Consider the following 23,380-nt stretch of genomic DNA (forward strand, 5'->3'; position numbering starts at 1 on the left):
TCTCCTTATTCTATGAAAGTGCTCTTTCTCTTGTTAAGGTAAATTCCAAGTCCCATGAGCGCCAGTGTCCCCAGCACAACATATATTATGGTGTTTATGCCTGGAACCGTCAGTGGCGTCATTTTCATGCTCATGGCGCTGTTCACATTTGGAAGCACAATGGCAGCTGTCAGGAAGTAGAGACCGGCAAAAAGCATGAAGTTGCCCAGCAGAACAGGGTAGGGTTTATTGATTGCTGATGCGACTCCATTGGCAAATAAATAGAAGAACGCTATGAAGGCTGCCAGAATTATTCCGGAATATTTGCCGAGTGTGATTGCTGATACACCGAGTATGGGTGATACAAGTATTATGCTGACGATCACCGCCCCGAAACAGCAGGGGCAGGGCGCCACCATTGCAACGCACGCAGTCTTTGCTGTGTCCCTCCTGTGTTCCTTCCACTCACGGAGGGTGTGCACACCGGCAAATATCAGAATGGATGCCATTATGATTGTTATCAGTGAACTGTAGGTGTTGAAGAAGCCCTGAATCGAGTTCATGTAGGCATTTGCAAGGGCTGCAAGACCATATATGCCAAGACCGTAACCCGCCGTTATTAGGGCGGCCATCTTCCTTGATAGCCCCGCGAAACCCATTGCCAGTCCAATCTTCACGCCGAATATCAGTAAAACCGATAGGATTCCCGCCTGCCAAAGTAGGTTTGCCATGTCCATGTTCCACACCTTCTCTTTTCAACTTTATAATAATTACTATATAAATTAAATTATTACTATTTCGCAGGATTAAAGCAGTATTTTAATACCATATTTCTTATTACTATTAGGCCCTAATGAGTAATAACTCATTCAAACAATTTTTATTAGAATTAAAGTAAATCTGATATTTAATGTTTTCTAAAAAATAAATTATGGTGGGCCTACCTCCTTCCAGGTCCAAGGAAGTATCCCACACCCACAAGTACCAGTATGGCTGCTATACCTGCCACTCCATATAACGGGAACTCTGTTCTCTGATTGACCGCTGAATGAGTTTCTTTCACCTCATAGGATTTCTGCTGACCTGCCTCTTCACCGGCTGAATCCTGTGAAGAATCTGAAACAACTGCCTGTGAAGCCGCGGAGGTTCTTCCAGCAGAACCATCAGCGGAAGTTCTTCCAGAGGATCCGCCACCTGTGGCTGAAGGGCCTGTTGTGGGTCCTGTGGATGGATTCTCACCTGGATTCACATCACCGGATGGTTCAGGTGCAAACACCGACGCCCCTGTTGCCGCATAGAGTGCTGCAGTGAATTTCTTCCTGAGATCAGAGGACATGTACTGGCTGATCCACTTCATCAGTTCCCTGTCACCGCAGACCGATCCTGAACATGAAACACCATTCTCGGCAACGTAATTTCCAAGGCACTCTGCAATGAATGCAAGCTGCTCACTCCTGGCATTCCACTGGCCCCTGTTTGCCATCTCGGCAAAATGTGCCAGTATGTCCATTGCGGCGTAGGGGTTCTTTGAATAGGCTGTCTTCAGTCCAAGATTGTATTTATCTGCAACCACAGCGTCATAGTACTCATCCCAGAAGCCACTGTCAAGGAGTTCAGGCACCGTGTATTCCCATCCCACCAAGTGGGATGTGTACTTGGCTATGGTCCTTGGCCCCTGATACCCCTCATTAATGATTGCCTTGATCCACTCGGGATTCAGGTACCTTGTTCTGTATTCAATGGCTATAAACTGCTTCAGTGACATGACCCGGGGATTGCCTGGGTTTGCATATCTCAGTACGTAGAGTTCCGGGGCCCTTCCATTGTTCATCATCTCGATAGCCATTGAAAGGCCGCCGAAGTAGTCGAAGTAGTCGTCGTTATCAACAACCCCATACAGGTTGGTGTTTCTGCTGTGGTATGCCGTTTGAATACCCTTGAGGAGTTCCTTGAAGGTTTCGGGCATTGAAACGCCCCAGGAACGTTCACTGTATGCATGGCTCATCCTGTTGAAGTAGATGTCTGCAAGTTCGCTTCTGTCGTTCCAGGTCCATGACACCTCTGTACCCTTACTGACACCGGCACCGTAATCACCAACAGGCGGTGCGAAGATCCTTGTGATGGCGATTTCACCTGCATCAGTGGCGTTAAGACCCGCCTGCATGTACCTCAGGGTATCATTGATCCAGTGGAGTGCAATGTAGTTGGTGCGCAGAGGCTCGCTTCCCCTGAAGTTTGTATACTTGGCATCAACAAGTGTCTGCAGCACATGGTCAAGTGATGTTTTAAGTGACGGATAGGCCGCGACTATCTCACTGTATGAAGCGGCAAGGGCAACCCTGTATGCCCTGTCCATGTTGATGAGGAGCCTCGGGAACAGGTCCCTGAAGAGTCCGCTTGTTGTTACGATTGGATCCACCCTGGGCCTTTCTGTGAAGTTTGAAAGTCCAGATGCGGACCTTACTGAATTGATATCTGCGAGTAGCTGTGATAGTGGTGTTGCCTTTATGTTTCCAGCCGAACCCGTTGATGACCATGTTGGCTCCACACCCATGAGTCTGAGTACGAAGGATACCATTGTACCGTCATCACGGACAGTTTCAACACACCATACAACGGCAGCCACCTTCTCAGGTATGACATCGAACTGTACAAGTGCCATGTCAGCCAGCCTCTTACCCAGGTTCCATGCCGTCCTTGTCGGCATGAGGTTCTCTGATACCGCATAGAAGTTACTGCCTGTTGGAAGTGCCATGGGGTTTCCTGATGGGGTCGTTACCTGAACGTGGTGTTATGAACCCTCCGTTAAGGGCATCGAGAAGCGAGTTCATCTCTGAACCGAAGCTCTGATTTATAAGGTAAGCGTATCCCTTTGCCCTGTTAAGGAGTTCTATTATCTGTGCATCGTCTGTTAGGGTCTCCGGTGCTCTTCCCCTTATTATCTGGAGTATCCAGTCCACTGTCCTGTTGTTAACCTCTTCTGCCTGGATCGCCGTGAGTTTATCGAAGTCCATGCCCATGCTGGAGGCTATAAGCCTCTGTAGCGAAGGGCTGGATGGTCCTCCGTCTGCGGATACTATGGCTGCTGCAAGTAGAGCCACCTCTTCATCGGTCCAGGTAAGGCCGAATGTGTGGAGCCCGACAGGCATGAGGGTCTGCTGGAGCATCACAAGGTAGTCATCAACCTTTTCAACGTCGTCCTCTGTGAAGTTTTCAGGGTTTATGTTGATCTCCGGGGCGATGTTTAGCTTTATAACCATGTTCCTTATGGACTCAAGGTACTCAGCCTTAAGGGGGCTTGCATCCGGTGTTCTTGAGTAGGTGTCTATAAGTGCCCTGAGTTCGAGGAGGTCACCGTAGAGCTGGGTTGTCTTAAGTGGTGGTGTTAGATGGTCAACTATAACGGCGTATCCCCTTCTCTTGGACTGTATGCCCTCACCCACACCGTCCACGATGTATATGTATACTGAGGGCTTTGTACCGGCACATATCTGTGAGAAGTCAAAGTTGCTGAGTGCGACCTGCTTTCTTGGGAGCCACTCGTATGTTGCATGTCTGCCTATGTGGACCTGGGCATCCGCATTGAACACCGTGTTAACCCATGCATACCATGCAAGGTACTGGTGTGGTGGTGCCACGACCGTGCTGTGGTAGAGTTTATCAACGTCTGCCTCCCATCCCCTCTGGGGTTCAGGGCCAATGAATACGTTGCCAAACATTATACCTGGTATGACGATGTACTTTCTGCCTTTTCTCTCCACTGTCATGACATTACCTGGTGGGGCGCCCCATCCATTGAATCCAGGAACTGCAAGGGACTGGAATTCATTTTTGAAGTTATAGAACATGCTCCACGGTGCATCTGTGCTCTGACCTGTCCTTGCATTGTTGAGAACTGCTTTCAGTGCTTCTGTCATGTTTCTTATGAGAACTGATGCCTGCTGTGCCCTCTCAGGGTAGGTGTTTGCAAGTGATATCATCTCAGAGGACCACTTATCAAGGGTATTCAGGGCTGCGGTGTATGCAGTGTCACTGGAGACGTAGCTGAGCGCGAGCTTAACCATCTCCTCAATGTAACCCACAGGACCCTCCACGACCTGTTTTCTCGCAATCGGGTTCATGGTCTGGAACCATGCATAGTATTCCTCCGCATCCCAGAGGATGATGGAGGTTTTATTTGCAAGTTTCTCGAGTTCCCCCGGTGCCCATGTTGCAACGTTTATTCCCCTCTCAGTGAGGAGCTTCACAAGGTCATCAGCCGTTGAAGGGAACCCTGAAACACTGTACCCTGCACTCTGCAATGCCTTAAGAATTTCAACTATAGTCTCCGGGACGTTGAGGTAGCTTGCACCTATGTTACCCTTTCCCGGTGGATAGTTGTAGTATATGAGTGCTATCTTCTTCTCAGGGTTGGTGAGGTACTTCAGCCTGACCCAGTTACCGATCCTGTCTGCAAGGTAATCCATCTGCTCCTCTATCGGAGTGTATGCGACGATTTCAACCCCTGTTACCGGGTCAATGCTCTTTGCGGGTGCTGCGACGAAGATGGGTTCAATGATCCCCTGTGTCTCGGGTATCGCTATCTGGTAGTAGGTGTCGCTCCAGAGCAGCCCGTCATCCGAGAGCAGCCATTCACCCTCCTCCCTCTTGGTTGATATCATGGCCCTGAAGACAGGCACATTCATCTTCTCAAGTAGAGCAGCGGTCTGATTGACGAATCCTGAGCCAAGGGTGAATGTTGTGAAGCTTACAAGGGCATCTATCCTGTACCTGTAGTAATCACGGTTTGCCTCGTATTCTGCTGCGGTGACAACCCTTGATGGGTCTGCCGGGTCGTAGGTGAAGAACTTGACCATGGCTGAGTAGATGTTGAGTGGCTGTGTCCCGTTAACACCTGAATAGGCACCCACCACGGGTATGACATTCATTCCACGTGCAGTGAGTTTTGCTATTATGCTGTCAAAGTGGGCCATGTCCCCTGAGAGGAGTACGCTGTCAAGTCCCGCGATTCCAATGGTGGGCCTTGATGGGTTAAGGGGGTATGCTGCAAGGTACTCTGCGAGGCTGGTGAAGACCCTGCCGTCCCTGTAGAGCATCTCTGCAGGGAGAGTTACGGGTGCTGATGGTTCCCATGCTGAGGGCCAGGTCCCTCCATTCATCACCGTGAAGTTCTTGAGAAGGAGTTTGAACTGGTTTTCATAGTTGATGGTCCCCTTCTTTGCATAGTAGAGACCGTAGGCTACCCATGGGGCAAGCTGGGGGTATGTGTTCACGTATGCCATTAGACGGGATTCATTGGAGTTTTTAAGGTCGTACAGGATTGTGTTTTCGTGTCGGTGTTTCCTATGACTGATGATGGAATACCGTCAAATATTCTGACTCCATTTATCTGTGACATGCTGGTAAGGTCAGGGTCGCTTTCAAGGACCATGAATATCTTGTTTGACCTGTTGGATGCTATTTCAGGGTAGGCATTCATGACGTTCCTGAAGTTTCCTGAGTCAAAGAGCCACTCTGCAATCACTATATCTGCGGATTCTATAAGCGCCCTGAGTTCCTCGGGGTTCATGCTGGCTATCTGCGCTGTGGTCCTCACCTCAAAGCGTACCGTCCATGTAGATTTATTCTCTGGATCGTAACCCGGCTGTGATGGATTTATGAGGTCCATGACCTTCTTTGCAGCGTCATTGGTCATCTTGGAACTTGTAGATGAATGTATCACAAGCACCACAGGGTCTTTAATCTGATCCGTGCCATTTACTGTCAAAGGATCTGTATCAACCTGCGTAGTGTTGTCTGCTGCTGCCACGGTCTGGCAGAGCATTGCCATGAGAAGAACTGCTGTTACTGTCATCAGATGTTTTCTCATAACTTTTCACCTCCTTTCATTTTTTTATATGGTATTATGCTGTACTCATAGAAAAACATTTATTATTACTGAATCAGGGATGTATAAAAAATTAGTATTATTAGATCCATATTATTACTTAATTTATATAATTCCCTGAGAAAAGTAATAATCGGACTGAAACAAAAAAAATAAAGGGGAGGTTTTATTTTCCTGCTCCGCCTCTCAGGAATCCGAATGCCACGAGACCTGCTGCAACAAGAACCCCGACGATACCGTAGACGTACCATGCTGATGAACCGCTGCCGCTACCTGAGGAGGTTACGTTTTCAACCTCATAGGCCCTGGCAGGGGCTGGTTCCTCTGTGGATTCTGAAGCAGCGCCAACCTCCGCAGGTGATGCCACGCTTGCTGAAAGGCCAGGTGAAACACCGCCTGTCCTTCCTGTAGTTCCGGTTGACCCATGGACACCGCCGGTTGAACCACCTGGAAGGCCTCCTGGAACTCCGCCAGGAATTCCGCCCTGGTTGCCGCCATCCACAGGTACCTGAGGTAGAATGTCTGCAAGTGTCCTGTCTGCAGGTATGCCCTTAACAAAGGCAAGTGGACTGCCACCATCTGCACCTGAAAGTATCATCTGAAGTTCAGATTCGGTTATGTATCTCTCTGCCTCTATTTTCACGACTGGGGCTGCTGTCATGTAAGATGGTGTTTCACCCTTGTAGAGGCTTATGAAACCTGCTATCTGTTTTTCTCTTTTGGCCTCATCGGTTGTGCAGTCACTCACATCAAACTGCGGCCACTGGAAGCCGATGATAACAGCCCTTCCAACCTTTTTGACACTGTCCCAGATGATCAGGATACCTTCAATTGAACCTCCAAAGTCATCGTCATCGGACATGGTATCTGCGCTTGGAAGCCTGAGGTTGAAGTAGGTTCCCTGTCCAGGTGAGACTCCCAGCCTGTAGACTATTGCATCGTCCTTGCAGTAGATGGTGTTACCCAGGTAGATGTAGCTCTCGTTCTCATTGAGGGGGTAGTTGTTGAATATGTGCTCGGTTATGATGTAACCCGGTGATACACCTGGACATGCATGGTCATGGAAGAGGAATGTGAGTATCTGGTCGTAGGGCGGGTCGTGTCTCCATGCGTTTGCTATAGTCTGGATATTGAACCATCCATCCATTGCAAAGACCTTTGAAACCTTGCCTGTAAGCGCTGTGCTGTTAAGGGTCCTTGGACCAATGTCGTTCACGTATTTGCCGTCTGATGCATTGCTTGCAACTAGCTGTCCTGTTGCAGGGTCATAGTAGATGTACACCGCATCCATTGTAACTCCATCATAGCCCCTGAGTACAAATGTGAACCAGAGTGGCTTCCAGAGCGGCCTGTGGATTGGTAGGAGCGTTGCCCTGCTGAGCCTTGATCCGAGAACATCAAATATTCCATCCCATGCCGCGCTCGTATCCTGTCCGTTGAGCCTTGAATAACCTGCTGATGTGAGTACAACAAGGTCCCTGTCATCCTTCTCAAGGTTTATACCCTTTTCCTGAAGGAATAACTGCTTAGCAAGGTTTGCAGCATCAGCACCGATCTTCTTTATCTGCTCGTAGGTCAGGGTGCCCTGTGGCAGTGGATTGTTTTCACGTGTTGCATTTGGAAGTCCCAGGCTGTCAATGTATGCCATGTCAAGGCCATGGGCCCTCTGGGCGCTTATATTGTACACATTTCCATTCGCATCCCTGACTGTTGTGTTGCTTGCTGAACCAAGGAGATAGTAGTAGTGGGTTACGTTGAGGTCGGTAAGTTCCCTTACTATGGTGACGAGGGATGTTGGGTCCTGTTTAAGTTTACTTATGAGCCATGCGTTGAATTCAAGCTCTGTCCTCTTACCTGTCTCCTGCTGGAACTGCTGCCTCAGTGCTTCCTTGTCGAACTTCATGATTATAAGGTCGCCCTTGAGGGTTTTTGGGTTCCATCTGATGAATCCAACAAGGTTTGTGTCCGCACCTGTGGCTGTTGTGTTGAAACCGCTGTATGATCCTCCCTTACCCGGTGTTGTGTCAAGGAACATGAGCAGGGAGTCATCGTCTGAGTCGCCCGGGACACCTATGGTGATGTAGTTTGTTATCTCACCTGGAGAGCCCGGTGATGTGATGTCCATGATCGGTGGGTAGTACTTGAGCAGTGTGAGGCTCATTGCGTAACCGCTTATGGTACCGAGGCACATGTGCCCGTGGAAGGCCGCTGCCCTCAGGAGGTCTGCTGGAGCATCCTGCATCCATGCATTGGCAAGGCTTGCAACAGGGAATGCGTGTTCCCCGTATTTACTTACCAGAAGGTTCCAGTTGGCCTCTGTCATGTTCTTTAAGAGGTCGATGGTGTATATCGGTTTCCCATTGACTGTTCTGATGACAACAGGTGTTGTGCTTGCATTCTTGAAGAACACTCCAGTTAACGTGTTCCCCTTCTGGAGGATGAAGAACGTGTCCAGGGGATCCACGGGAGTCTTCCTGATCATCAGGAGGTTGCCCTTACCGTAGGTGACAATTCCTCGTGCCTGGTTCAGTATGCCCTCAATCACATCCTCTGATGTGTCGCCCCTGTACTTGACAATGCCTGCGGTTGTGATTACAAGGACATTTCCACTTGAGAAGTTGAGGATCTCATCTGCCTTCTTTGTTATTTCCCTTCCGAGCCTGTAGGCGTCGGTTGCATTCATCTTGAATGAGAGGTGTGCATAGTAGTTCGGATCAGAGTTATCGTAGGGGTTCCTGGATAGTGTGAAGTGGTGTAAAATGTCCTTGTAGCCGGGTGCTGTTATTTTTATTGTGAACCTGGTTGTTTCCGTAACCACAGGGGGCTGGAAGGTTATCTTTGTCAGGTTGCTTGCCGGGTCAAACCTCTTTGTGAAGTTAAGCTTTTCACCGTTCTCATCACTGATGTAGTTTATGTCTGGATTGATGCGGGTGTTGTCATCTGCGAATTCATACGTGACATTCACCCCCACCTCACATTCTGGCGTTACTGCTGAAGCAGAGCCCGTCAGTGCAAAAGCAAAGAGAAGAGCCATTAGAACCATGAAATACTGTCTTCTCATACCTTTTCACCTCCTTTTATCTTTAATTATTAATAATGTACAGAACTATAATGGAAGTAATAACATATATAATCATTTTGTTAATACCTTTACCTGTCGTGAAGGGATAAAAGTAATACTCAATTTTACTTGATAAAAAAAGGATTCATGGGGAAACCCCATGAACTGATTGATGGAGGGAAAAATTTAATATCCAACACCGTACTGGTGTTACACTTATATCTAAAATATGATGAGTATTTAACACTTACTATTTCATTTGTATTAATAATTAATGGGTTCCTGAGGATTCCACAGTAATAATCAACTCATCTGAAGTTTAATTGAACTCAGGAGAGCTTGATTGGATTGAAGGTCCTAATCAGGGGATTTGAATACAAGTACAGATGTATTGTTAACCTTACCCGATGGTAGAACAATGCCTGCCCTCCTGAAACCCCTTACATCCTCATCACCTACAGGTGAGTAGAGTATGGCCCTCATCCCGGTGTAGGTCCTGTAAATGACCCTTGTATCCCCATCAACATAGCGGTGGATGTTCCTGAAAACCCTCTCCTTTGGCTCTGCAAGGGCCGCCACAAGCACTATGTCGAATTCAAGGTCCCTTATTGCTGTCTCATCACCGTTGATTACCCTAACATCCCCTTCAAGTCCAAGTTTCTCTATGACCCTTCCTGCAAGTTCCGCCAGTTCGGGTTCAACTTCAACAACCGACACCCCCATGCCATGGACACTTGCCAGGAGAATCCCTGTGAGGGGAGGGGCCCTCCCCCAATAAAGACTATTCTTTCACCCTCCCTGTACCTGCCAAGGGTTGCCTCATTTTTAAGGAGCTCGATGTAGCGAGGGTAAAAGTAGAACGACCCTAGCGTCTTCCACGGGTCCTCTGAGGCAAGGACCTCCTCAGCCTTTTCAATTTCAAGTTTCATCCCGAGGTTGACGTAGAATCTCCTTATTACCCTGAGGGCATGATTCATCCCGGGATCATCAAGGATGTGCTTTGCAGATTCAAAGTCAATGGACTCATCATGGGCTATCTCCTCAATCTCATCAAGGAGGGGGATTACGGCTTCAACGTTCATCCCATGTATCCCATAATCCATACCCTCAAGTCTTGATGCTATCGACCTGATCCTATCCCAGTAGATGTAACAGCTCATGAATATACTTCCATGTAGTTTGTGGACGATGCTCCTTTAATTGGATTAATAAACGGATCCAAGGTTTATGGATGATCCCCCATCCAGATCTGAATTAATAACAGACCCCCTATGTTATCATAAACAGGCATCCTTTATTCGCCGGCACATATTAGTTTTGCCATGGTACTTATAGGAGATATGGATACATATTATACACAAGGAATGTAGTATTACATATAATCCTTAAAATCGTGATAAAGTATTACTTTGGGGTGGTGTTTATTATCAGAGTAACGACACCGGGAGAAGAGTAGGATCCTAAATCAGTCAGGGCATTTCTCTTCAGGATGATAAAGAGGGAGTTCGGTTTTGATTACATACCCGAGTACCACAGGGACATAGTCAACCTTGAAGAATACTACCTGGAACCTGAAAGGAACACCTTCCTCCTTGCCTGCATTGGTGACAGGCTGGTTGGAACCCTCGGCCTCCGCGCCTATGACCGTGAATTCAGGGGCCTCAATTACGACCCTGAAAGGACGGCCAGCCTCTGGAGGGTCTTTGTGCATGAGGACTGCAGGAAGATGGGTGTTGCATCATACCTTGTGGAAATTGCAGAATCCTTTGCAGCAGAGAAGGGCTATACCCGTATCTACCTTCACACTCATAAACACGTTGAGGGTGCCCTTGAATTCTGGCTCTCAAAGGGTTACAGCATAGTTATTGACACTGACAATGAACTTGGAACCGTCCACATGGAAAAGTCCCTTAACAGGAGTTCAATGGGAAACCAGGATTTCAGTGGAACCTGTTCTACCATAAAAAGAGGAGGAACAGGGCATCAGATGACATTTTTTTGAGCGAAAGGATTGCTTGATGCCCTGTTTGAGCTGGCTTCCGTTGATATCCTAGGAGGAATTCATGCTCAGAGATATACTTGGCAGAGGATATATAAATACTTTTTGAAAAAAAATTATTACTCATTTTAAGTGAAAAGGTTTTCAGTATTAAACCATTCACCGGGATAGAGTAAGGTAAAATTCAGTAATTATAAATCAGAAGCAGCGTCCCCGATTAAAGGAAAAAAACTTATTATTCCCTGTAATCCTCAAGGATGTCCTCAAGCCTCTCATAGGCCAGGTCAACCGCCTCATCAACTATGGAGGGATCTGCATCGGAGAGTTCATCCAGGTAGACCTCAGCACTGATATCAACACTGAGTTCATCATCATATTCAACCCTGACAGAGACGTCAAGGTCGACTATTTCCTTCCTCGGCACCCTCTGTAATATGTATTCAGAAACAGTGTTATGGAGGAAAATGGATATCTCATCCAGATCCCTCCGGGATAACCGTCTCAGAGTCAATTAATTACCCATCCCCGGGTTGATTCCAGCGCCCTTCATTGCCTCCTGGATGTTAACCTGCATCTCCTGGAGTTTCTTCATGACGCGTTCTTCCTGCCTCTCAATGGTCTTCTCCCTTAACTGTAGGGTTTCAAGTTTTTCCTGGAGCTCCTCTGTAATCTCATCCTTATCAACCTTGATGAGGATGTTCCCTGAGCTCTTGAATACCTCTGCATCATCTGCAGCCTTGGAAAGTTCATCAAGGGCCTTCTGTGTCTCATTAATCTGCATTTCAACCGTCTGTTTCTGCACAGATATTGCCTGTGCCTGCTGCTGCAGCTGCTGGAACTGAGCCAGCTGATGCTGTACATTCTGTGGAAGTTCCATAATATCACCTTCAAATATTTAATCGGATAAATCCAGGGATTTAAGTGTATCAATCATCTCCATGGACAGTTTAACCCATCGGATTGATGAGTTAAGGGCCGCCCTGAATGACGCCGAATCAGTGGCGCTTATACTTATGGTTATCAGGTCATCATCAAGGTCAATGGACATTGAGGACCTTTCAGAGGGTGAATCCTCAACTTCAGGTTTAACCGCCCTGTAAATAACAAGGGCCGTCTCAGGGTCCCCTGTGGAAACTTCGATTTCACCCTGGATGCTCCTCAATGCCAAGGTCACTCACCCATCCTGATATCCTTTATGATAAGTTTAAAGCCAGAGGGCCTGCCCTCCGAATCAATGAGTTCCATCACACCCCTGTAATCACCGGCAGGCCTTATATCCCATGCACCCTCCCTAACCGACGGGTCATGTTCAAGGCCCATGAGCCGGCAGATTGTGTGGAGATCATCAGGACAGGACCTTGCACTTCTGGCAGCGCCCCTGAGACTGACGGGTTTAAGGTCAAAGGAAGCGTTGAAGAGGATGTAACCCAGTTCATGGCCCCTTTCATCAAGGAATGTTATCCTTGCAGGGTTACCATGTCTCTCAAAGAGGATTGCGGCAGGACCCCCTGCATCGATGAGGACCTCGCGCAGGTTCATCTTCCCCCTGTTTATGTAGGTCCATCCGAGGATCCTTGCAAGCCTCTGGGCAAAGGACCTTGTGCGCTGGGATGGCTTCCTTGAGGTTGTAAGAAGCATCCTACCGTGCCCTTATGGTCCTCTTAACAGGAGGCACCTCCTTGAAGAGGATCCTGTACCTGCAGCGCGGGCACTTGTTCTCCATGTACTTCTTGGGGTCTATCAGGGTTCCGCACTGGGCGCAACGGTACAATCTACTTACCTCCAACTATCCTCTTGATGTTACGGGCCGCTGTCTTACCCATCGGGGTCACAGGCAGGTACGCACCGCCTGTGAATACAGCGCCACACTTTCTGCACTTCCATATGCCCCTGCTCTCCCTTTTAACACCTGGCCTGTCACAGGTGGGGCATACGTGCTTCCTCTTCATCTCTTCTTCAATCTTCTTGACAGCTCTTTTAGCTTTACGACCGTAACGTGGACCGAAACGTCCTGTAATACCAACTTTCTTTGTTTTTGCCATTTTATCACTCCAGTAAATATGATGTTATAGGTATTGTAAGGCCACTATTTAAGATTTGGGGAGCACCAGAATATGGTGACCTCTGATTCCTCCAAACTATAACTCCTTATGAGAACAGAGCCACTGGAATATGGTGACCTCTGATTCCTCCAGAGGATTCAGGGTGCCATTGACTTATCAAGGTACTCAATGAGCTGGGGTACCTTCTCCCTCGCAATCGAAACCGCCCTCAGGACATCATCCCTTGTGAGGGCACCCTCACCGCCCTTCTGCATGGCGCATATGGAGCCATCCTCTGTCACCCCTATGGACAGCCTTGCGGTGAGTATGTCCTCCTCCTCAAGGCAGGGGTCCAGTATTATCTCATCACCAATCTTTGCAAAGGTGCACATGAGGGCCTTTCTATTGATGGGGAGTGGCTGCATGTTCTCCCTGTCAACCAGGACTTCACCATCCTCAACCTCCGCGGCGGGTATCCTTGTATCGAGGAGCGCTGCCACAGTTGCAAGTACCGCGGCATCAAAGAGGTTGCCGTCATAGTCGATTATGTGGAGGTCCAGGAAGAGCATCCAGACCTTGCTGCCCTCTATTATGCAGAGTTTTTCAAGGTCTATCATCTGACTTTCCCTTACGCAGCGGTCAACAACCCTTGACAGTTCAACCGAACGCTCATCGGGGGGTCCCGGCTCAAAGGTTGGTGATGCCATTGGTAGTAGTTCGGAGTTTGTGAGTATCACTCCCATTTCAGGGGTGTCAGGGAATGGTTCGCCTATCTGCGGCTTGACACCAACTATTATCTGTGTGTTGCCAAGTTTGACCCTTGAGGAACCCTCAGCCTTGGATATCACCCCTGTTTCAATGGATATGTCCCTGAACTCATGGAGTGACCTTCCATCAATTCGCTCCTTGTTATTTATAAGGTCTGTTATACTTTTTCTTGTAATTTCAGGTATTATATCCATTTTATTCACCATACCTCTTTCTGAGGGCCTCTTTCTGAACCTCATGTATTCTGAGGCAACCCTCCACTGCCAGGTCAAGGGCCCTTTCAAATTCATCATCTGACAGGTTTCCATCACTCTGGAGAAGTGTGATCTCACGCGTCCTTGGTAGGATTGCAACCGGTACATCTGCCTGTCCGGCCTTGTCCTCCTCCTCAGAGAGGTCAAGGACGACCTGGTCGTTAACCTTACCTGCGGCGCAGGCGACAACCATGTCCCTCATGGGTATCCCGGCATCTGCAAGGGCCACAGATGCCGCTGTGATACCCGCGCACCTCGTACCGCCCTCTGCCTCAAGGACCTCTATGAAGACATCTATGACGGACCTTGGAAACTTTTCAAGTATCAGTGCAGGCCTCAGGGCCTCCGCGGTTATCTTGGAAATCTCAACAGAGCGCCTGTCGGGACCAGGCCTCTTTCTCTCCTCAACAGAGAATGGTGCCATGTTGTACCTGCACCTTATAACTGCCCGGTCAGGTCGCTGCAGCTTCCTTATCTGTGCCTCCCTTGGCCCGTAAACAGCTACAAGTATCTTGTTACCTCCAAATTCAAGGTAGGATGAACCGTCAGCCCTTTCAAGTATTCCAGCCTCAATTCTCAGGGGCCTGAGTTCATCAAATGCCCTTCCATCCTCCCTGACACTGGGGGAGGTTTTCAACTGATCCTGTGTGATGATACCAATCACCTCTGTTCCTCGGAATTATTTTCATCGTCAACTTCTTCATGCCCTGACTCTTCGGCCTCGGATAATTCCTCTTCATCTTCTTCTAGGTCATCAGGGTTTTCTGTTTCTTCTTTCATCTCCTCGGCATCCTCAACTGGAGCCTCCGGTTCAGCCAATTCAGACCCATCATCCTCATCCAGGTCCTTGGGTTCAGTGCCGGTGAGTCTGTCCAGAAGCTCCCTTACACGGTCTGTGAGTCCTGATGTGTGGGCCTCACGGTCTATCATCAATATAACCCTCTCGGCTATCCTCTCCATGTCGGGTTCGCCCTTTATCCAGACGACTCCATTCTGGCCCACAACGATATCACAGTGGGTCTTCTCCTTGACCATGTTTATCATGGATCCCCTTTTGCCTATGAGCCTTGGAACCTTTGTTGGTGTTATGTATACCAGAATTCCGTCCCTGAACTTTCCAAGCCCGCGGCCCTTAAGGCCCAGTTTAACCTTTTTGACCTCGTCCACATCAACTACCCTTAAAAGGAGCACGTCGCCTATGTCAAAGACGTTCTCAAGTTCCCTTTTCTCCTTGCCGAAAACCTCTGACGCCGGCAGGAGCCCGCTGTAGGGGGAGTTTATATCCAGGCCCCACATTGAGAACCTTATATCAGTGATTTCACCGATCACCACATCTCCCCTTTTGGGGATGTACTTGCTCTGAAGTGGTATCACGTTTATCTTCTTATTTCTGACAGAAACAAGTCCAACGAATGATGAACATATTTTTTTACCCTCTTTGAAGGTCCCCCTGCCCGGGTAGTAATCATTTTCTGCCAGAACCTGACCTGGGACAACCAGGTCCTTTTCATTTACGAGTAACACATTATGCCTCCCTGTTTTTTGAAGGCGAAAAAGGAGATGAGGGTTTACTTGATAATCCTGGTCTCAACGTTACCGCCGGTGAGTTCATTGATTTTCTGGTAGAAACTATCCTGAAGACCCCCTGGTATCTCAACCACCGCTATCCATGACCCGTCACTCTGCCATTCTTCATTCTTTATTTTTCCGAAATTGGATATCACACCGTAGGCTGGGCCGGCCCTGTCGCCTGGTATCTTTATGGCAACGGTGACCTTCTCGAATTTTATGGGTATCTTGGTCCTTATGGCCTTCAGGACAATGTTGACCTGCTCATCAACTGTTTTGAATGGATCAACGTGAACCCTTGCTTCCTCCATTGCCTTTTCAATCCTTTTTGGAGGGTGAGGAAGTCCGTTCTGGGGGTTTATAGCTTCACGTGCAATCTTACTGATGATTTTTTTGCGTTTATCCTCTATCATCTGTCTTCTCTGTTCTGCAGTGAGCTGTATTGTCCCCCTCTGAAGTATTATGGGTGTTACCTCAAGAGGATCCGCTGTTTCAAAGACCTTCCTCATGGCCTCCTCAGATGCCTTATCACCCTTTCTGGCGTCCCTGAAGACCTCCTGGACCGCCAGAACATCCTCAACACTGACCTCTGAATCCTCCCTCCGGAATTCAGCTGCAAGGTCAGGGTCCACTAGAATTTCGAATCTTTCGCCATGGGATTCGAGCCGGGCGATAACCGCATCTTCAAGGCTGACCATTTTTTACTCCTCTTCCTCCTTTTCCTTCCTGATCAGGAGTTCCTCAACATGGTCCCTGATCTCATCATCAGGAAGCCTTCTGTACTTCTTATCTGCGGCTTCTATAACAGCTATCTCAACACTTTCAGGTGTTGTTTTGCCCTCTGTTGCCTCATAGACCGCATCGAGGGCCAGTTCTATTGCCTGGTTCAGGTTCATATCATCAGTGTATTTCTTCTCAAATTCCTCCATGGCCGCTGGCCTACCGGCCCCTATGGCTGTGGCCTTGTACTCTATGAGGGCCCCGCTGGGATCTGTTTCAAAGAGCCTGCAGCCCTTCCCGTTTACACCACCTATTATGAGGGCCGTTCCAAAGGGCCTGACACCTCCATGCTGGGTGTACATCTGTTTCATGTCACATATCTTCTTGGCAAGGCTTTCAACCCTTATGGGTTCATTGTAGGTTATCCTGTTTATCTGGGCCTCGAGTCTTGCCTTTTCAATTATGGCCCTTGCATCTGCCACCAGCCCAGATGTTGCGGCCCCTATGTGTTCATCTATCTGGAATATCTTTTCTATGGATTTTGGCTCAACCAGTTTACTTGTGGGCCTTTTGTCCACAACAAGAACTATTCCTTCCTTTGATTTTACTCCAAGAGAAGTGGTTCCTCTCTTAACTGCTTCCCTTGCATACTCCACCTGGAATAGCCTGCCATCCGGGCTGAATACCGTAATGGCCCTATCGTATCCTGCACTTTGAAGTGGTTGCATTTTTCTAACCTCTCTTTATTGATGGATAAATCTGGTAATCATGAGACATGTGATACAAATCAGTCAGTATTTATCTTTCTTGGAAGGTTTAATAAACTTTTGTGTTGCAGAGCGCACCGTTCCGGAGAGTCCCAGTATATGGAATACCACCCTTGCCCCGCTGTGGTGGTGTGCAGCTGTGAGGGCAGCCATGACCTTTCCCTCGTAACCCCTCTGGCACTGAAGCACCCCCCTCATCCTTACTGCATCCGGGAAACTACATCGCCAGAGTTTCATGAGCCATAAACGGAAATTTGATGTCTCACATTCGCCGTGGAGTTTGAGGCAGCTGTCCCATATGGCGGATACGATTTCATCCCTTGAGAGCTCCCTCTCAGATATCAGTTCAAAGGCGATGTACCTCTTTGGGTTCCTGAGTGTGGGGGGGAGTATCTTCATTCTCATGTCTTCACCGGGTTTCAGTCCTGTTCTTCGTCATCCACAAGCCTTTCCTTCCTATTCCAGTTCTTCCGTTGGCTGTGTTCAGTCCTCTTCCTCATCCTCCACAAGCCTCACACCATCTGCAATCATAAGGGAGCGTTTGCGTGAGTATTCGATTATGGATGATGGTGTTGATGATAGGGCCCTCCCGGCCTCCCGGGTACTCATCCCAAAGCACCCTGCCAGGTTCATGAGGTCACGGGGTGTGCGGAGGTCATATATTGATGATGCCCTGCTTGAGAGTAAGAGTGGAAAATCGAATTTTCTGTGGAGTTTAAGGATGTCCCTGAAGTACTCAAGAACCCTCGCCCTTACCTTGAGCCATGAGCCCATGATATCAGTGGTGACAAGTTCAACTGCAACCCTGTTCCTTGCAGCCTCCCTTGCGAGGACATGGTTCATGCCAGCGTCTCTCCTTGAGGAGTAGGGTGCAGAGAGGACATCCACCCGGGGGTTCTCACAGGCGGCGCGGTTCACCTTCAGGTCACCCCCTGAAACGTATACAACGTCGGCCTTCCTCCTGAAACGGTTAACCTTGCGCCTCATATCCTGGGGGTTCGAGGCGTTTATCATAACACCGGCTGCCACCTCAAGGCCACTGATTGCAGGGTTATCCCTCAGGAGTTCAATCTCTGGCTGGAGCCTGCTGTAGGTCTCATCGGAACAGACCAGGACAGCCCCCTGGTAACCAAGACGGGAAGCCTCAGCAAGAAGTCTCAGACTGAAATCATGGTCACCTGCCTGAATATGGAAGTCAAAGAATTTCATCTGCCTAGATGACCCACTTATTCGAGCATCCTCCTTGAAGTCAAAGAATTTCATCTGCCTAGATGACCCACTTATTCGAGCATCCTCCTTGAAGTCAAAGAATTTCATCTGCCTAGATGACCCACTTATTCGAGCATCCTCCTTGAAGTCAAAGAATTTCATCTGAACCCGCTGAAATCGGTTATTTGAGCATCCTAATGGAAGTTAAAGAATTCATCTGGCTGGATGACTCAATTATTCAAGTAATTTCCTTATATTCTCAGCTGCAACATCCCTCTTTGCAGGGTAGGCCTCCACCTTGATCTTGAGGTGTATTGCATCACCGTGCCTTACAGGTTTCCAGATCCCCTCAAGGGCCTCCTGTTTATCCAGTCGGATGAACAGGTTACCGTTTTCATCGAACCTGCCCTCGAGTTCATCCATTCTGCCCCTGAAGACTTCAATGAATTTTTCCATGAATTCTCTGAGAGCCCTTCTGCGGTCCACCCTGCCCCTTAAAACTGTGATGGGGTTTCCATGGTAGCCCTCTGCCATTTCCCTTTCTGGTGCTGCACCGGGTATTATGTTCCTGAGGGCCTCAAGGACCTTTTCCTCGTCCTCGGTACCGTAAACCATTAGGCGGTAGGAGATGTTGTGTATCATTTTCCTCTAAAAATTAATTGAGTGGGGCTTTACCTTACCTTTTCAGCCCCTTTACCCCTGTTTCGGAGGCCCCTGTTCTTCTTACCTTCACTTGTGAGGCCCCTGAACACACGTCCCCTGTGCTGCTTTTCGCAGATCCAGTTTATTTTGGGGTCATTCTTTATTGCTGGGTGGTTTGGATCAACGAGGATGACCTCATAGAACTTGTATTTTCCGTCCTCCCAGACCCAGTAGGAGTTGAGGACCTCCATGTTGGGGTATTTCCTTGCAACCCTTTCCTCTGCGATCCTCTTTATGCTCTTTGCAGTTGTGATTTTCTTAACACCCATTCTTTTGGGTCTTCTACCTGCCTTGAACCTGGTTTTTCTCTGGCTACCGCGCCTCACACGTGTCCTCACGATTATGTATCCAGGTTTTGCCTTGTAACCAAGTGATCTTGCACGGTCTATTCTTGTTGGCCTTTCAATCCTTTTAATTACAGGGTCCCTTCTCCATTTTGGGGCCCTTTCCCACATAAGCTCCATTACATAGGAGTCCTTTGGATTTTTCCATGCGTCTTTAACATATTTGTACATTGTTTACACCTCTATTCTGTTCGGCTTTACGCCACATCCATGGGATCGTATCCCTTAAAAATAGCGGTTTATGTACTACTACATTTGATGTGGTCACTTAAAAAGTTTACTGTTGGTTCCATGAATAAATCTGTTTATGCACGATTTTAGTGTCATTAACCATTTGTGTATGTCTGAATTTAAGTCCATTAAGCTAGATTAAGCTGGAATTTGATATCCGGTAAACATGATGCAGATAATCCAAATCAGAAAATCATGATATCATCACATATCTTACCGGCTATTGATTTTAGTATAATCTATATCTAAATGGAGGTAGATATTAATATAATATTTGTTTCGGGGGGTTGAATGTGAAGTACGTCAAATTTTGCTCTTTGCTGGCTGTGGCTTTTTTGTTTGTTTTGTTTTTTTCTGGAACTTCAGCAGCTGTTTCACGGAATGAAAGAACTGGAAAAATTTATATGACCATCCAGGAGGCTATAGACGATAGTGAAGTTCAGGATACTATAGTGGTGGATGCTGGAACTTATGAAGAAAACATAGTTATAAACAGAGAAAATTTAACTCTGAAAGCAAACGGAACAGTAATAATAGATGGATGGCGTGACAGAGAACCTGTAATAAATATAACGGCCAATGGGTCAAAAATAAACGGTTTTACGCTGATCAATGGTACTCATGGAATATATTCATCTGCTGGCTGGTGTAACCTGACAAAGAACGTCATAAGACACAACGATATAGCAATCTGGCTAATGGACTCCGATAACAGCGTGATCCAGGAAAATGAAATAACTGATAATACTGGTGGAATAGTTCTAATATCATCAAACAGGAACATTATATCCAGAAATAATATAAGCAGTGAGGGATCCGGAATTTCTCTTGAATCCTCAGCTGAAAACACAATTTCCAGTAACATTATAAGAAACTGTCTCAACGGAATCGAAGCTGGGTTCTCACCTTCAAATGTAATCAGAGAAAACAGGATAGAGGACATAACAGAGAATGCTATTTGCCTTCTGACCTCACTCAACAGTGTCTTAAGGAGTAACTCCATCATCAACGCATCTAGAGCCATTAAAATTGGGGGAGGGGACAACTCAGTTGGCCATTTTATCCAGAACATAGATACCTCAAATACCATTGACGGTAAACCAGTCTATTATCTCACTGGAATCTCCAACAGGGTCTACAATGGAATCCAAATGGGCTACCTTGCACTTGTGGGCTGCAGGAATGTAACCATAAAAAACGTTGCCCTCTCAAAATGTGGTAATGGAATAATACTTGCAAATACAAACAGTTCAAGGATCGAAAACTGCAACATAAGCGATGATGACTATGGTATCTTCCTGTTGCAGTCCAGTAAAAACACCATTCAGAGTAACAGGGTACACATGGCCAGATATGATGGTATTTTTATACACTATTCCAGTAACAACACCATTCTGGGAAATAAAATAAGCTTTAGCGGCAATAGGGGCATACATGTCACGGGTTCATTCAATACAATCTATGGTAATCTTTTATTGAACAATTCAGTGGGATTACTTATATCAGCTTACAGCAAGGGCAACAGGGTCTATGGAAACAGCTTCATAAACAATGGTATTCAGGCGGAAAATGAAGGTGGTTTAACCAATGTTTTCAATCTCACGCGGCCCACTGGAGGTAACTACTGGAGCGACTACACCGGGGAGGATAAAAATGGGGATAACTTCGGGGACACTCCCTACACCTTTAGCGGTGGAGCCGACAGCCTTCCGCTCATCAGAGATCCTCTGCAGAAACTTAAAGTGGTATCCATGGATCCGCCAAACGGTTCCATGAGCGTTTCAAGGACAAAAAGCCTTGTAATAACCTTCAGCTCCATTATCATAGCCGGAACTAAATATTACAGTATAACAGTCAGAAAATCTACAGGTGCTCTAAAATCAATCATCCAGAGTATAAGCGGCAACAGGCTCATCATAACACCCGTTGGAGGCTGGGATCCCGGTGTCAAGTTCACAGTCAGAATACCTGTGAATGCCATAGAAAATATTGCAGGAACCACCCTATCAGTGGACTTCACATCAAATTTCACGTCTGCCATTGCAGTAACAGCCATTGATCCCAGAAGTGGTGCAACAGGTGTTTCAAGGACCAAAGTAATTGTCATAACATTCAGTAACAGCATACTTGCCGGCCCCAGCTACAGATCAATAACTGTAAAAACATCTGCCGGCCGGCTGAAGCCCATCAGTAAGAGAATAAGTGGCAACAGGCTCTACATAAAACCAGTTGGAAGCTGGAGTGCCCGTACAAGGTACATCATCACTGTTCCAAGGACTGCAGTTAAGACCAGCACAGGTAACATGATGGCAGTAGATTTCAAATCAACATTCACAACAAGATAAATAAAAAAATACTTCTTTTCTATTTTTAAATTTTAAGAATATTTATCTAATTTTTGCAAAAGGTGATTTTCAAGAGCTGATTAATAAAAAACTGAATACCTTAATTTAAAAAAGAATTTAATCAGTCCCCAAGGACCTCATAAAGAATCCTCATTGCCTTCACAAAGGGTGGATTACCTGATGTGAGGAGAACAACACGGAGAACGTCAACAATCTCATCCCTTGTAACCCCAAATTCATTTATGGCACTCTGTATCTGCTTTTTAACCGCACGGTCATCTGAGTTTGCAGCTGTTATCCCGAGGGCTATGAGTTTCTGTGTCTTGTAGTCAAGAACCTTCCCTGTGTAGGCGGCCTCGTTGAGTTTAACAACTGCCTCGTAGATGTCAGGATAGTCCTCCTTCACATGGACCATGCCCTTTCCATAGAAAACATCCTCTTTCATACCTTACACCTCCCGAATCTTATTATGTTCAGCTTGATATTTATAACTAACACCAGCTAAAAATAAAAGGTGATTATTCACTGTTTTTCCTGAAATTCTGGGGATGCTGGTTTTTTCTCTGCTTCTGATGGCTCAGATTTTTTCGATGTTTTTTCAGATGCCCTTGAGGGGTCAGAGAGCATCTCTGAGATCCCTGCAATTGAACCCAGAATACCTGTGGCCTCCACAGGGAGAAGTATCTTTGTGGCCCTTCCATCGGCAACCTTCTCAAGGGCCTCAAGGTATTTGAGTGCTATTATATCATTCGTCGGGTCCCCCTCGTGCATTGCCCTGAAAACCGAGAGTATGGCCTTGGCCTGACCCTCTGCTATGGCTATCTCCCGGTACTTGTTGGCGTCTGCAACCTTCTTTATGGCCTCGGCCTTACCCTCTGCCTCAAGGATGGCTGCCTGTTTATCACCCTCAGCCCTCTTTATCTCTGACTGCTTGTAACCCTCTGCCTCGAGGATGGCCGCCCTCTTCATACGTTCGGCCTTCATCTGCTTTGACATGGCCTCAACTATGTCTCCGGGTGGTTCTATGCGCTGTATCTCCACACGGACAACCCTGGTACCCCACTTGTCTGTGGCCTCATCTAGGACCTCGCGGAGCTGGGTGTTTATCATCTCCCTTGATGTGAGGGTCTGGTCCAGTTCAAGGTCCCCTATTATGTTCCTGAGGTTTGTCTGGGCCAGCTTGGTTATGGCCTGGTAGAAGTCAACCACGTTGTAGACCGCATTGAAGGGGTCAACCACCTCATAGAATATGACGCAGTCCACAACAACGACTGTGTTGTCCTTGGTTATGACCTCCTGTGGTGGTACATCAACCACCTGCTCCCTCATGTCAACCTTCTTTATGGCCTCTATGAACGGGATTATAACAACGAGGCCGCTTTCGACTGTCCTCTGATATTTACCGAGCCTTTCAACAACACCCTTCTCGTAGGGTCTGAGTATTTTCAGGCTCTTGAATGCCAGTACAAGGAGTACAAGTACAATTATTATTTCAAGAAGCAT

The 23,380-nt window shown here is 47.3% G+C and carries 26 protein-coding genes; 2 read left to right on the plus strand and 24 right to left on the minus strand.

Annotation, left to right across the window (positions count from 1 at the left end):
• Window positions 1–5: 5 nt before the first annotated feature.
• The 7 genes from MTBMA_RS05155 to MTBMA_RS09290 all read right to left on the minus strand — a co-directional run bounded on the left by MTBMA_RS05155 (window position 6) and on the right by MTBMA_RS09290 (window position 10,087).
• Window positions 6–716 (minus strand): DUF2162 domain-containing protein, encoded by a 711-nt coding sequence (locus tag MTBMA_RS05155; RefSeq protein ID WP_013295871.1) that lies wholly within the window; start codon window positions 714–716, stop codon window positions 6–8.
• 203 nt (window positions 717–919) lie between these two features.
• The gene (locus MTBMA_RS05160) at window positions 920–2,734 is read right to left on the minus strand and encodes a cobaltochelatase subunit CobN (RefSeq protein ID WP_013295872.1); all 1,815 of its coding nucleotides are present in this window, start codon (window positions 2,732–2,734) and stop codon (window positions 920–922) included.
• A complete protein-coding gene (locus MTBMA_RS05165; protein ID WP_013295873.1) occupies window positions 2,712–5,261 on the minus strand; it encodes a cobaltochelatase subunit CobN in 2,550 nt (849 codons plus the stop codon). Before MTBMA_RS05165 ends, MTBMA_RS05160 begins: the two co-directional genes overlap by 23 nt.
• The gene (locus tag MTBMA_RS05170) at window positions 5,261–5,848 is read right to left on the minus strand and encodes a hypothetical protein (protein ID WP_013295874.1); all 588 of its coding nucleotides are present in this window, start codon (window positions 5,846–5,848) and stop codon (window positions 5,261–5,263) included. The genes MTBMA_RS05165 and MTBMA_RS05170 overlap by 1 nt, the downstream gene beginning before the upstream one ends.
• A gap of 184 nt (window positions 5,849–6,032) precedes the next feature.
• On the minus strand, window positions 6,033–8,927 hold the full coding sequence (locus MTBMA_RS05175) for an FmdE family protein (protein WP_013295875.1): 2,895 nt from the start codon (window positions 8,925–8,927) through the stop codon (window positions 6,033–6,035).
• A 357-nt stretch (window positions 8,928–9,284) separates the two neighbouring features.
• On the minus strand, window positions 9,285–9,644 hold the full coding sequence (locus MTBMA_RS09285) for a nicotianamine synthase family protein (RefSeq protein ID WP_242451210.1): 360 nt from the start codon (window positions 9,642–9,644) through the stop codon (window positions 9,285–9,287).
• A complete protein-coding gene (locus MTBMA_RS09290; RefSeq protein WP_013295878.1) occupies window positions 9,590–10,087 on the minus strand; it encodes a nicotianamine synthase family protein in 498 nt (165 codons plus the stop codon). The genes MTBMA_RS09285 and MTBMA_RS09290 overlap by 55 nt, the downstream gene beginning before the upstream one ends.
• A gap of 329 nt (window positions 10,088–10,416) precedes the next feature.
• Here MTBMA_RS09290 and MTBMA_RS05185 point away from each other — a divergent pair, with 329 nt between their 5' ends.
• Entirely contained in the window at window positions 10,417–10,929 is a 513-nt protein-coding gene (locus MTBMA_RS05185) for a GNAT family N-acetyltransferase (protein ID WP_013295879.1), read from the plus strand.
• Between the two features lie 232 nt (window positions 10,930–11,161).
• Here MTBMA_RS05185 and MTBMA_RS05190 read toward each other — a convergent pair whose 3' ends face one another.
• The 15 genes from MTBMA_RS05190 to MTBMA_RS05260 all read right to left on the minus strand — a co-directional run bounded on the left by MTBMA_RS05190 (window position 11,162) and on the right by MTBMA_RS05260 (window position 19,472).
• On the minus strand, window positions 11,162–11,437 hold the full coding sequence (locus MTBMA_RS05190) for a DUF3194 domain-containing protein (RefSeq protein WP_013295880.1): 276 nt from the start codon (window positions 11,435–11,437) through the stop codon (window positions 11,162–11,164).
• Window positions 11,438–11,803, minus strand: coding sequence for a prefoldin subunit beta (locus MTBMA_RS05195; RefSeq protein ID WP_013295881.1), 366 nt, complete (start codon window positions 11,801–11,803; stop codon window positions 11,438–11,440).
• Window positions 11,804–11,821: 18 nt separating this feature from the next.
• Complete coding sequence (locus MTBMA_RS05200) at window positions 11,822–12,100, minus strand: KEOPS complex subunit Pcc1 (RefSeq protein ID WP_013295882.1); 279 nt, start codon at window positions 12,098–12,100, stop codon at window positions 11,822–11,824.
• Entirely contained in the window at window positions 12,097–12,564 is a 468-nt protein-coding gene (locus MTBMA_RS05205; protein ID WP_013295883.1) for a Brix domain-containing protein, read from the minus strand. The genes MTBMA_RS05200 and MTBMA_RS05205 overlap by 4 nt, the downstream gene beginning before the upstream one ends.
• A 1-nt stretch (window position 12,565) precedes the next feature.
• Window positions 12,566–12,697: a DNA-directed RNA polymerase subunit P gene (locus tag MTBMA_RS05210; protein ID WP_048901205.1), complete on the minus strand. Its 132-nt coding sequence runs from the start codon at window positions 12,695–12,697 to the stop codon at window positions 12,566–12,568.
• A 1-nt stretch (window position 12,698) separates the two neighbouring features.
• Window positions 12,699–12,968 (minus strand): 50S ribosomal protein L37Ae, encoded by a 270-nt coding sequence (gene rpl37A, locus MTBMA_RS05215; protein ID WP_013295885.1) that lies wholly within the window; start codon window positions 12,966–12,968, stop codon window positions 12,699–12,701.
• A 158-nt stretch (window positions 12,969–13,126) separates the two neighbouring features.
• Window positions 13,127–13,942, minus strand: a complete 816-nt coding sequence (gene rrp42, locus MTBMA_RS05220) for an exosome complex protein Rrp42 (protein ID WP_048901287.1) — start codon at window positions 13,940–13,942, stop codon at window positions 13,127–13,129.
• On the minus strand, window positions 13,932–14,654 hold the full coding sequence (gene rrp41, locus MTBMA_RS05225) for an exosome complex exonuclease Rrp41 (protein ID WP_048901206.1): 723 nt from the start codon (window positions 14,652–14,654) through the stop codon (window positions 13,932–13,934). Before rrp41 ends, rrp42 begins: the two co-directional genes overlap by 11 nt.
• Window positions 14,651–15,514 (minus strand): exosome complex RNA-binding protein Rrp4, encoded by an 864-nt coding sequence (gene rrp4, locus MTBMA_RS05230; RefSeq protein WP_013295888.1) that lies wholly within the window; start codon window positions 15,512–15,514, stop codon window positions 14,651–14,653. Before rrp4 ends, rrp41 begins: the two co-directional genes overlap by 4 nt.
• Before the next feature lie 44 nt (window positions 15,515–15,558).
• Entirely contained in the window at window positions 15,559–16,257 is a 699-nt protein-coding gene (locus MTBMA_RS05235; RefSeq protein ID WP_013295889.1) for a ribosome assembly factor SBDS, read from the minus strand.
• Window positions 16,258–16,260: 3 nt separating this feature from the next.
• The gene (psmA, locus tag MTBMA_RS05240) at window positions 16,261–17,007 is read right to left on the minus strand and encodes an archaeal proteasome endopeptidase complex subunit alpha (protein WP_013295890.1); all 747 of its coding nucleotides are present in this window, start codon (window positions 17,005–17,007) and stop codon (window positions 16,261–16,263) included.
• Between the two features lie 63 nt (window positions 17,008–17,070).
• Complete coding sequence (gene rnp2 / locus MTBMA_RS05245) at window positions 17,071–17,445, minus strand: ribonuclease P protein component 2 (RefSeq protein WP_083772515.1); 375 nt, start codon at window positions 17,443–17,445, stop codon at window positions 17,071–17,073.
• An 84-nt stretch (window positions 17,446–17,529) separates the two neighbouring features.
• Window positions 17,530–18,417, minus strand: coding sequence for a ribonuclease P protein component 3 (gene rnp3, locus MTBMA_RS05250; RefSeq protein WP_013295892.1), 888 nt, complete (start codon window positions 18,415–18,417; stop codon window positions 17,530–17,532).
• A gap of 72 nt (window positions 18,418–18,489) precedes the next feature.
• Complete coding sequence (locus tag MTBMA_RS05255; protein ID WP_013295893.1) at window positions 18,490–18,897, minus strand: RNA-binding protein; 408 nt, start codon at window positions 18,895–18,897, stop codon at window positions 18,490–18,492.
• A gap of 29 nt (window positions 18,898–18,926) precedes the next feature.
• A complete protein-coding gene (locus MTBMA_RS05260; protein ID WP_013295894.1) occupies window positions 18,927–19,472 on the minus strand; it encodes a 50S ribosomal protein L15e in 546 nt (181 codons plus the stop codon).
• Window positions 19,473–19,825: 353 nt separating this feature from the next.
• On the opposite strand from MTBMA_RS05260, the gene MTBMA_RS05265 reads away from it, so the two are divergent.
• Window positions 19,826–21,877 (plus strand): NosD domain-containing protein, encoded by a 2,052-nt coding sequence (locus tag MTBMA_RS05265; RefSeq protein WP_013295895.1) that lies wholly within the window; start codon window positions 19,826–19,828, stop codon window positions 21,875–21,877.
• 121 nt (window positions 21,878–21,998) lie between these two features.
• Here the strand turns inward: MTBMA_RS05265 and MTBMA_RS05270 are convergent, their stop codons facing one another.
• Together MTBMA_RS05270 and MTBMA_RS05275 are read right to left on the minus strand one after the other, a co-directional pair.
• Entirely contained in the window at window positions 21,999–22,322 is a 324-nt protein-coding gene (locus tag MTBMA_RS05270) for a carboxymuconolactone decarboxylase family protein (RefSeq protein WP_013295896.1), read from the minus strand.
• A gap of 77 nt (window positions 22,323–22,399) precedes the next feature.
• Complete coding sequence (locus MTBMA_RS05275) at window positions 22,400–23,380, minus strand: SPFH domain-containing protein (RefSeq protein ID WP_013295897.1); 981 nt, start codon at window positions 23,378–23,380, stop codon at window positions 22,400–22,402.

Origin of the sequence: Methanothermobacter marburgensis str. Marburg (assembly GCF_000145295.1) — an archaeon.
Lineage (GTDB): Archaea > Methanobacteriota > Methanobacteria > Methanobacteriales > Methanothermobacteraceae > Methanothermobacter > Methanothermobacter marburgensis.

What these genes read in the sequence shown, in the direction of transcription:
- MTBMA_RS05155 (WP_013295871.1), bottom strand. Translation starts at nt 716, where the DNA reads ATGGACATGGCAAACCTACTTTGGCAGGCGGGAATCCTATCGGTTTTA.
- MTBMA_RS05160 (WP_013295872.1), bottom strand. Translation starts at nt 2,734, where the DNA reads ATGGCACTTCCAACAGGCAGTAACTTCTATGCGGTATCAGAGAACCTC.
- MTBMA_RS05165 (WP_013295873.1), bottom strand. Translation starts at nt 5,261, where the DNA reads ATGGCATACGTGAACACATACCCCCAGCTTGCCCCATGGGTAGCCTAC.
- MTBMA_RS05170 (WP_013295874.1), bottom strand. Translation starts at nt 5,848, where the DNA reads ATGAGAAAACATCTGATGACAGTAACAGCAGTTCTTCTCATGGCAATG.
- MTBMA_RS05175 (WP_013295875.1), bottom strand. Translation starts at nt 8,927, where the DNA reads ATGAGAAGACAGTATTTCATGGTTCTAATGGCTCTTCTCTTTGCTTTT.
- MTBMA_RS09290 (WP_013295878.1), bottom strand. Translation starts at nt 10,087, where the DNA reads ATGAGCTGTTACATCTACTGGGATAGGATCAGGTCGATAGCATCAAGA.
- MTBMA_RS05185 (WP_013295879.1), top strand. Translation starts at nt 10,417, where the DNA reads ATGATAAAGAGGGAGTTCGGTTTTGATTACATACCCGAGTACCACAGG.
- MTBMA_RS05195 (WP_013295881.1), bottom strand. Translation starts at nt 11,803, where the DNA reads ATGGAACTTCCACAGAATGTACAGCATCAGCTGGCTCAGTTCCAGCAG.
- MTBMA_RS05205 (WP_013295883.1), bottom strand. Translation starts at nt 12,564, where the DNA reads ATGCTTCTTACAACCTCAAGGAAGCCATCCCAGCGCACAAGGTCCTTT.
- rpl37A (WP_013295885.1), bottom strand. Translation starts at nt 12,968, where the DNA reads ATGGCAAAAACAAAGAAAGTTGGTATTACAGGACGTTTCGGTCCACGT.
- rrp42 (WP_048901287.1), bottom strand. Translation starts at nt 13,942, where the DNA reads ATGGTGAATAAAATGGATATAATACCTGAAATTACAAGAAAAAGTATA.
- MTBMA_RS05235 (WP_013295889.1), bottom strand. Translation starts at nt 16,257, where the DNA reads ATGGTCAGCCTTGAAGATGCGGTTATCGCCCGGCTCGAATCCCATGGC.
- psmA (WP_013295890.1), bottom strand. Translation starts at nt 17,007, where the DNA reads ATGCAACCACTTCAAAGTGCAGGATACGATAGGGCCATTACGGTATTC.
- rnp2 (WP_083772515.1), bottom strand. Translation starts at nt 17,445, where the DNA reads ATGAAGATACTCCCCCCCACACTCAGGAACCCAAAGAGGTACATCGCC.
- rnp3 (WP_013295892.1), bottom strand. Translation starts at nt 18,417, where the DNA reads ATGAAATTCTTTGACTTCAAGGAGGATGCTCGAATAAGTGGGTCATCT.
- MTBMA_RS05255 (WP_013295893.1), bottom strand. Translation starts at nt 18,897, where the DNA reads ATGATACACAACATCTCCTACCGCCTAATGGTTTACGGTACCGAGGAC.
- MTBMA_RS05260 (WP_013295894.1), bottom strand. Translation starts at nt 19,472, where the DNA reads ATGTACAAATATGTTAAAGACGCATGGAAAAATCCAAAGGACTCCTAT.
- MTBMA_RS05270 (WP_013295896.1), bottom strand. Translation starts at nt 22,322, where the DNA reads ATGAAAGAGGATGTTTTCTATGGAAAGGGCATGGTCCATGTGAAGGAG.
- MTBMA_RS05275 (WP_013295897.1), bottom strand. Translation starts at nt 23,380, where the DNA reads ATGCTTCTTGAAATAATAATTGTACTTGTACTCCTTGTACTGGCATTC.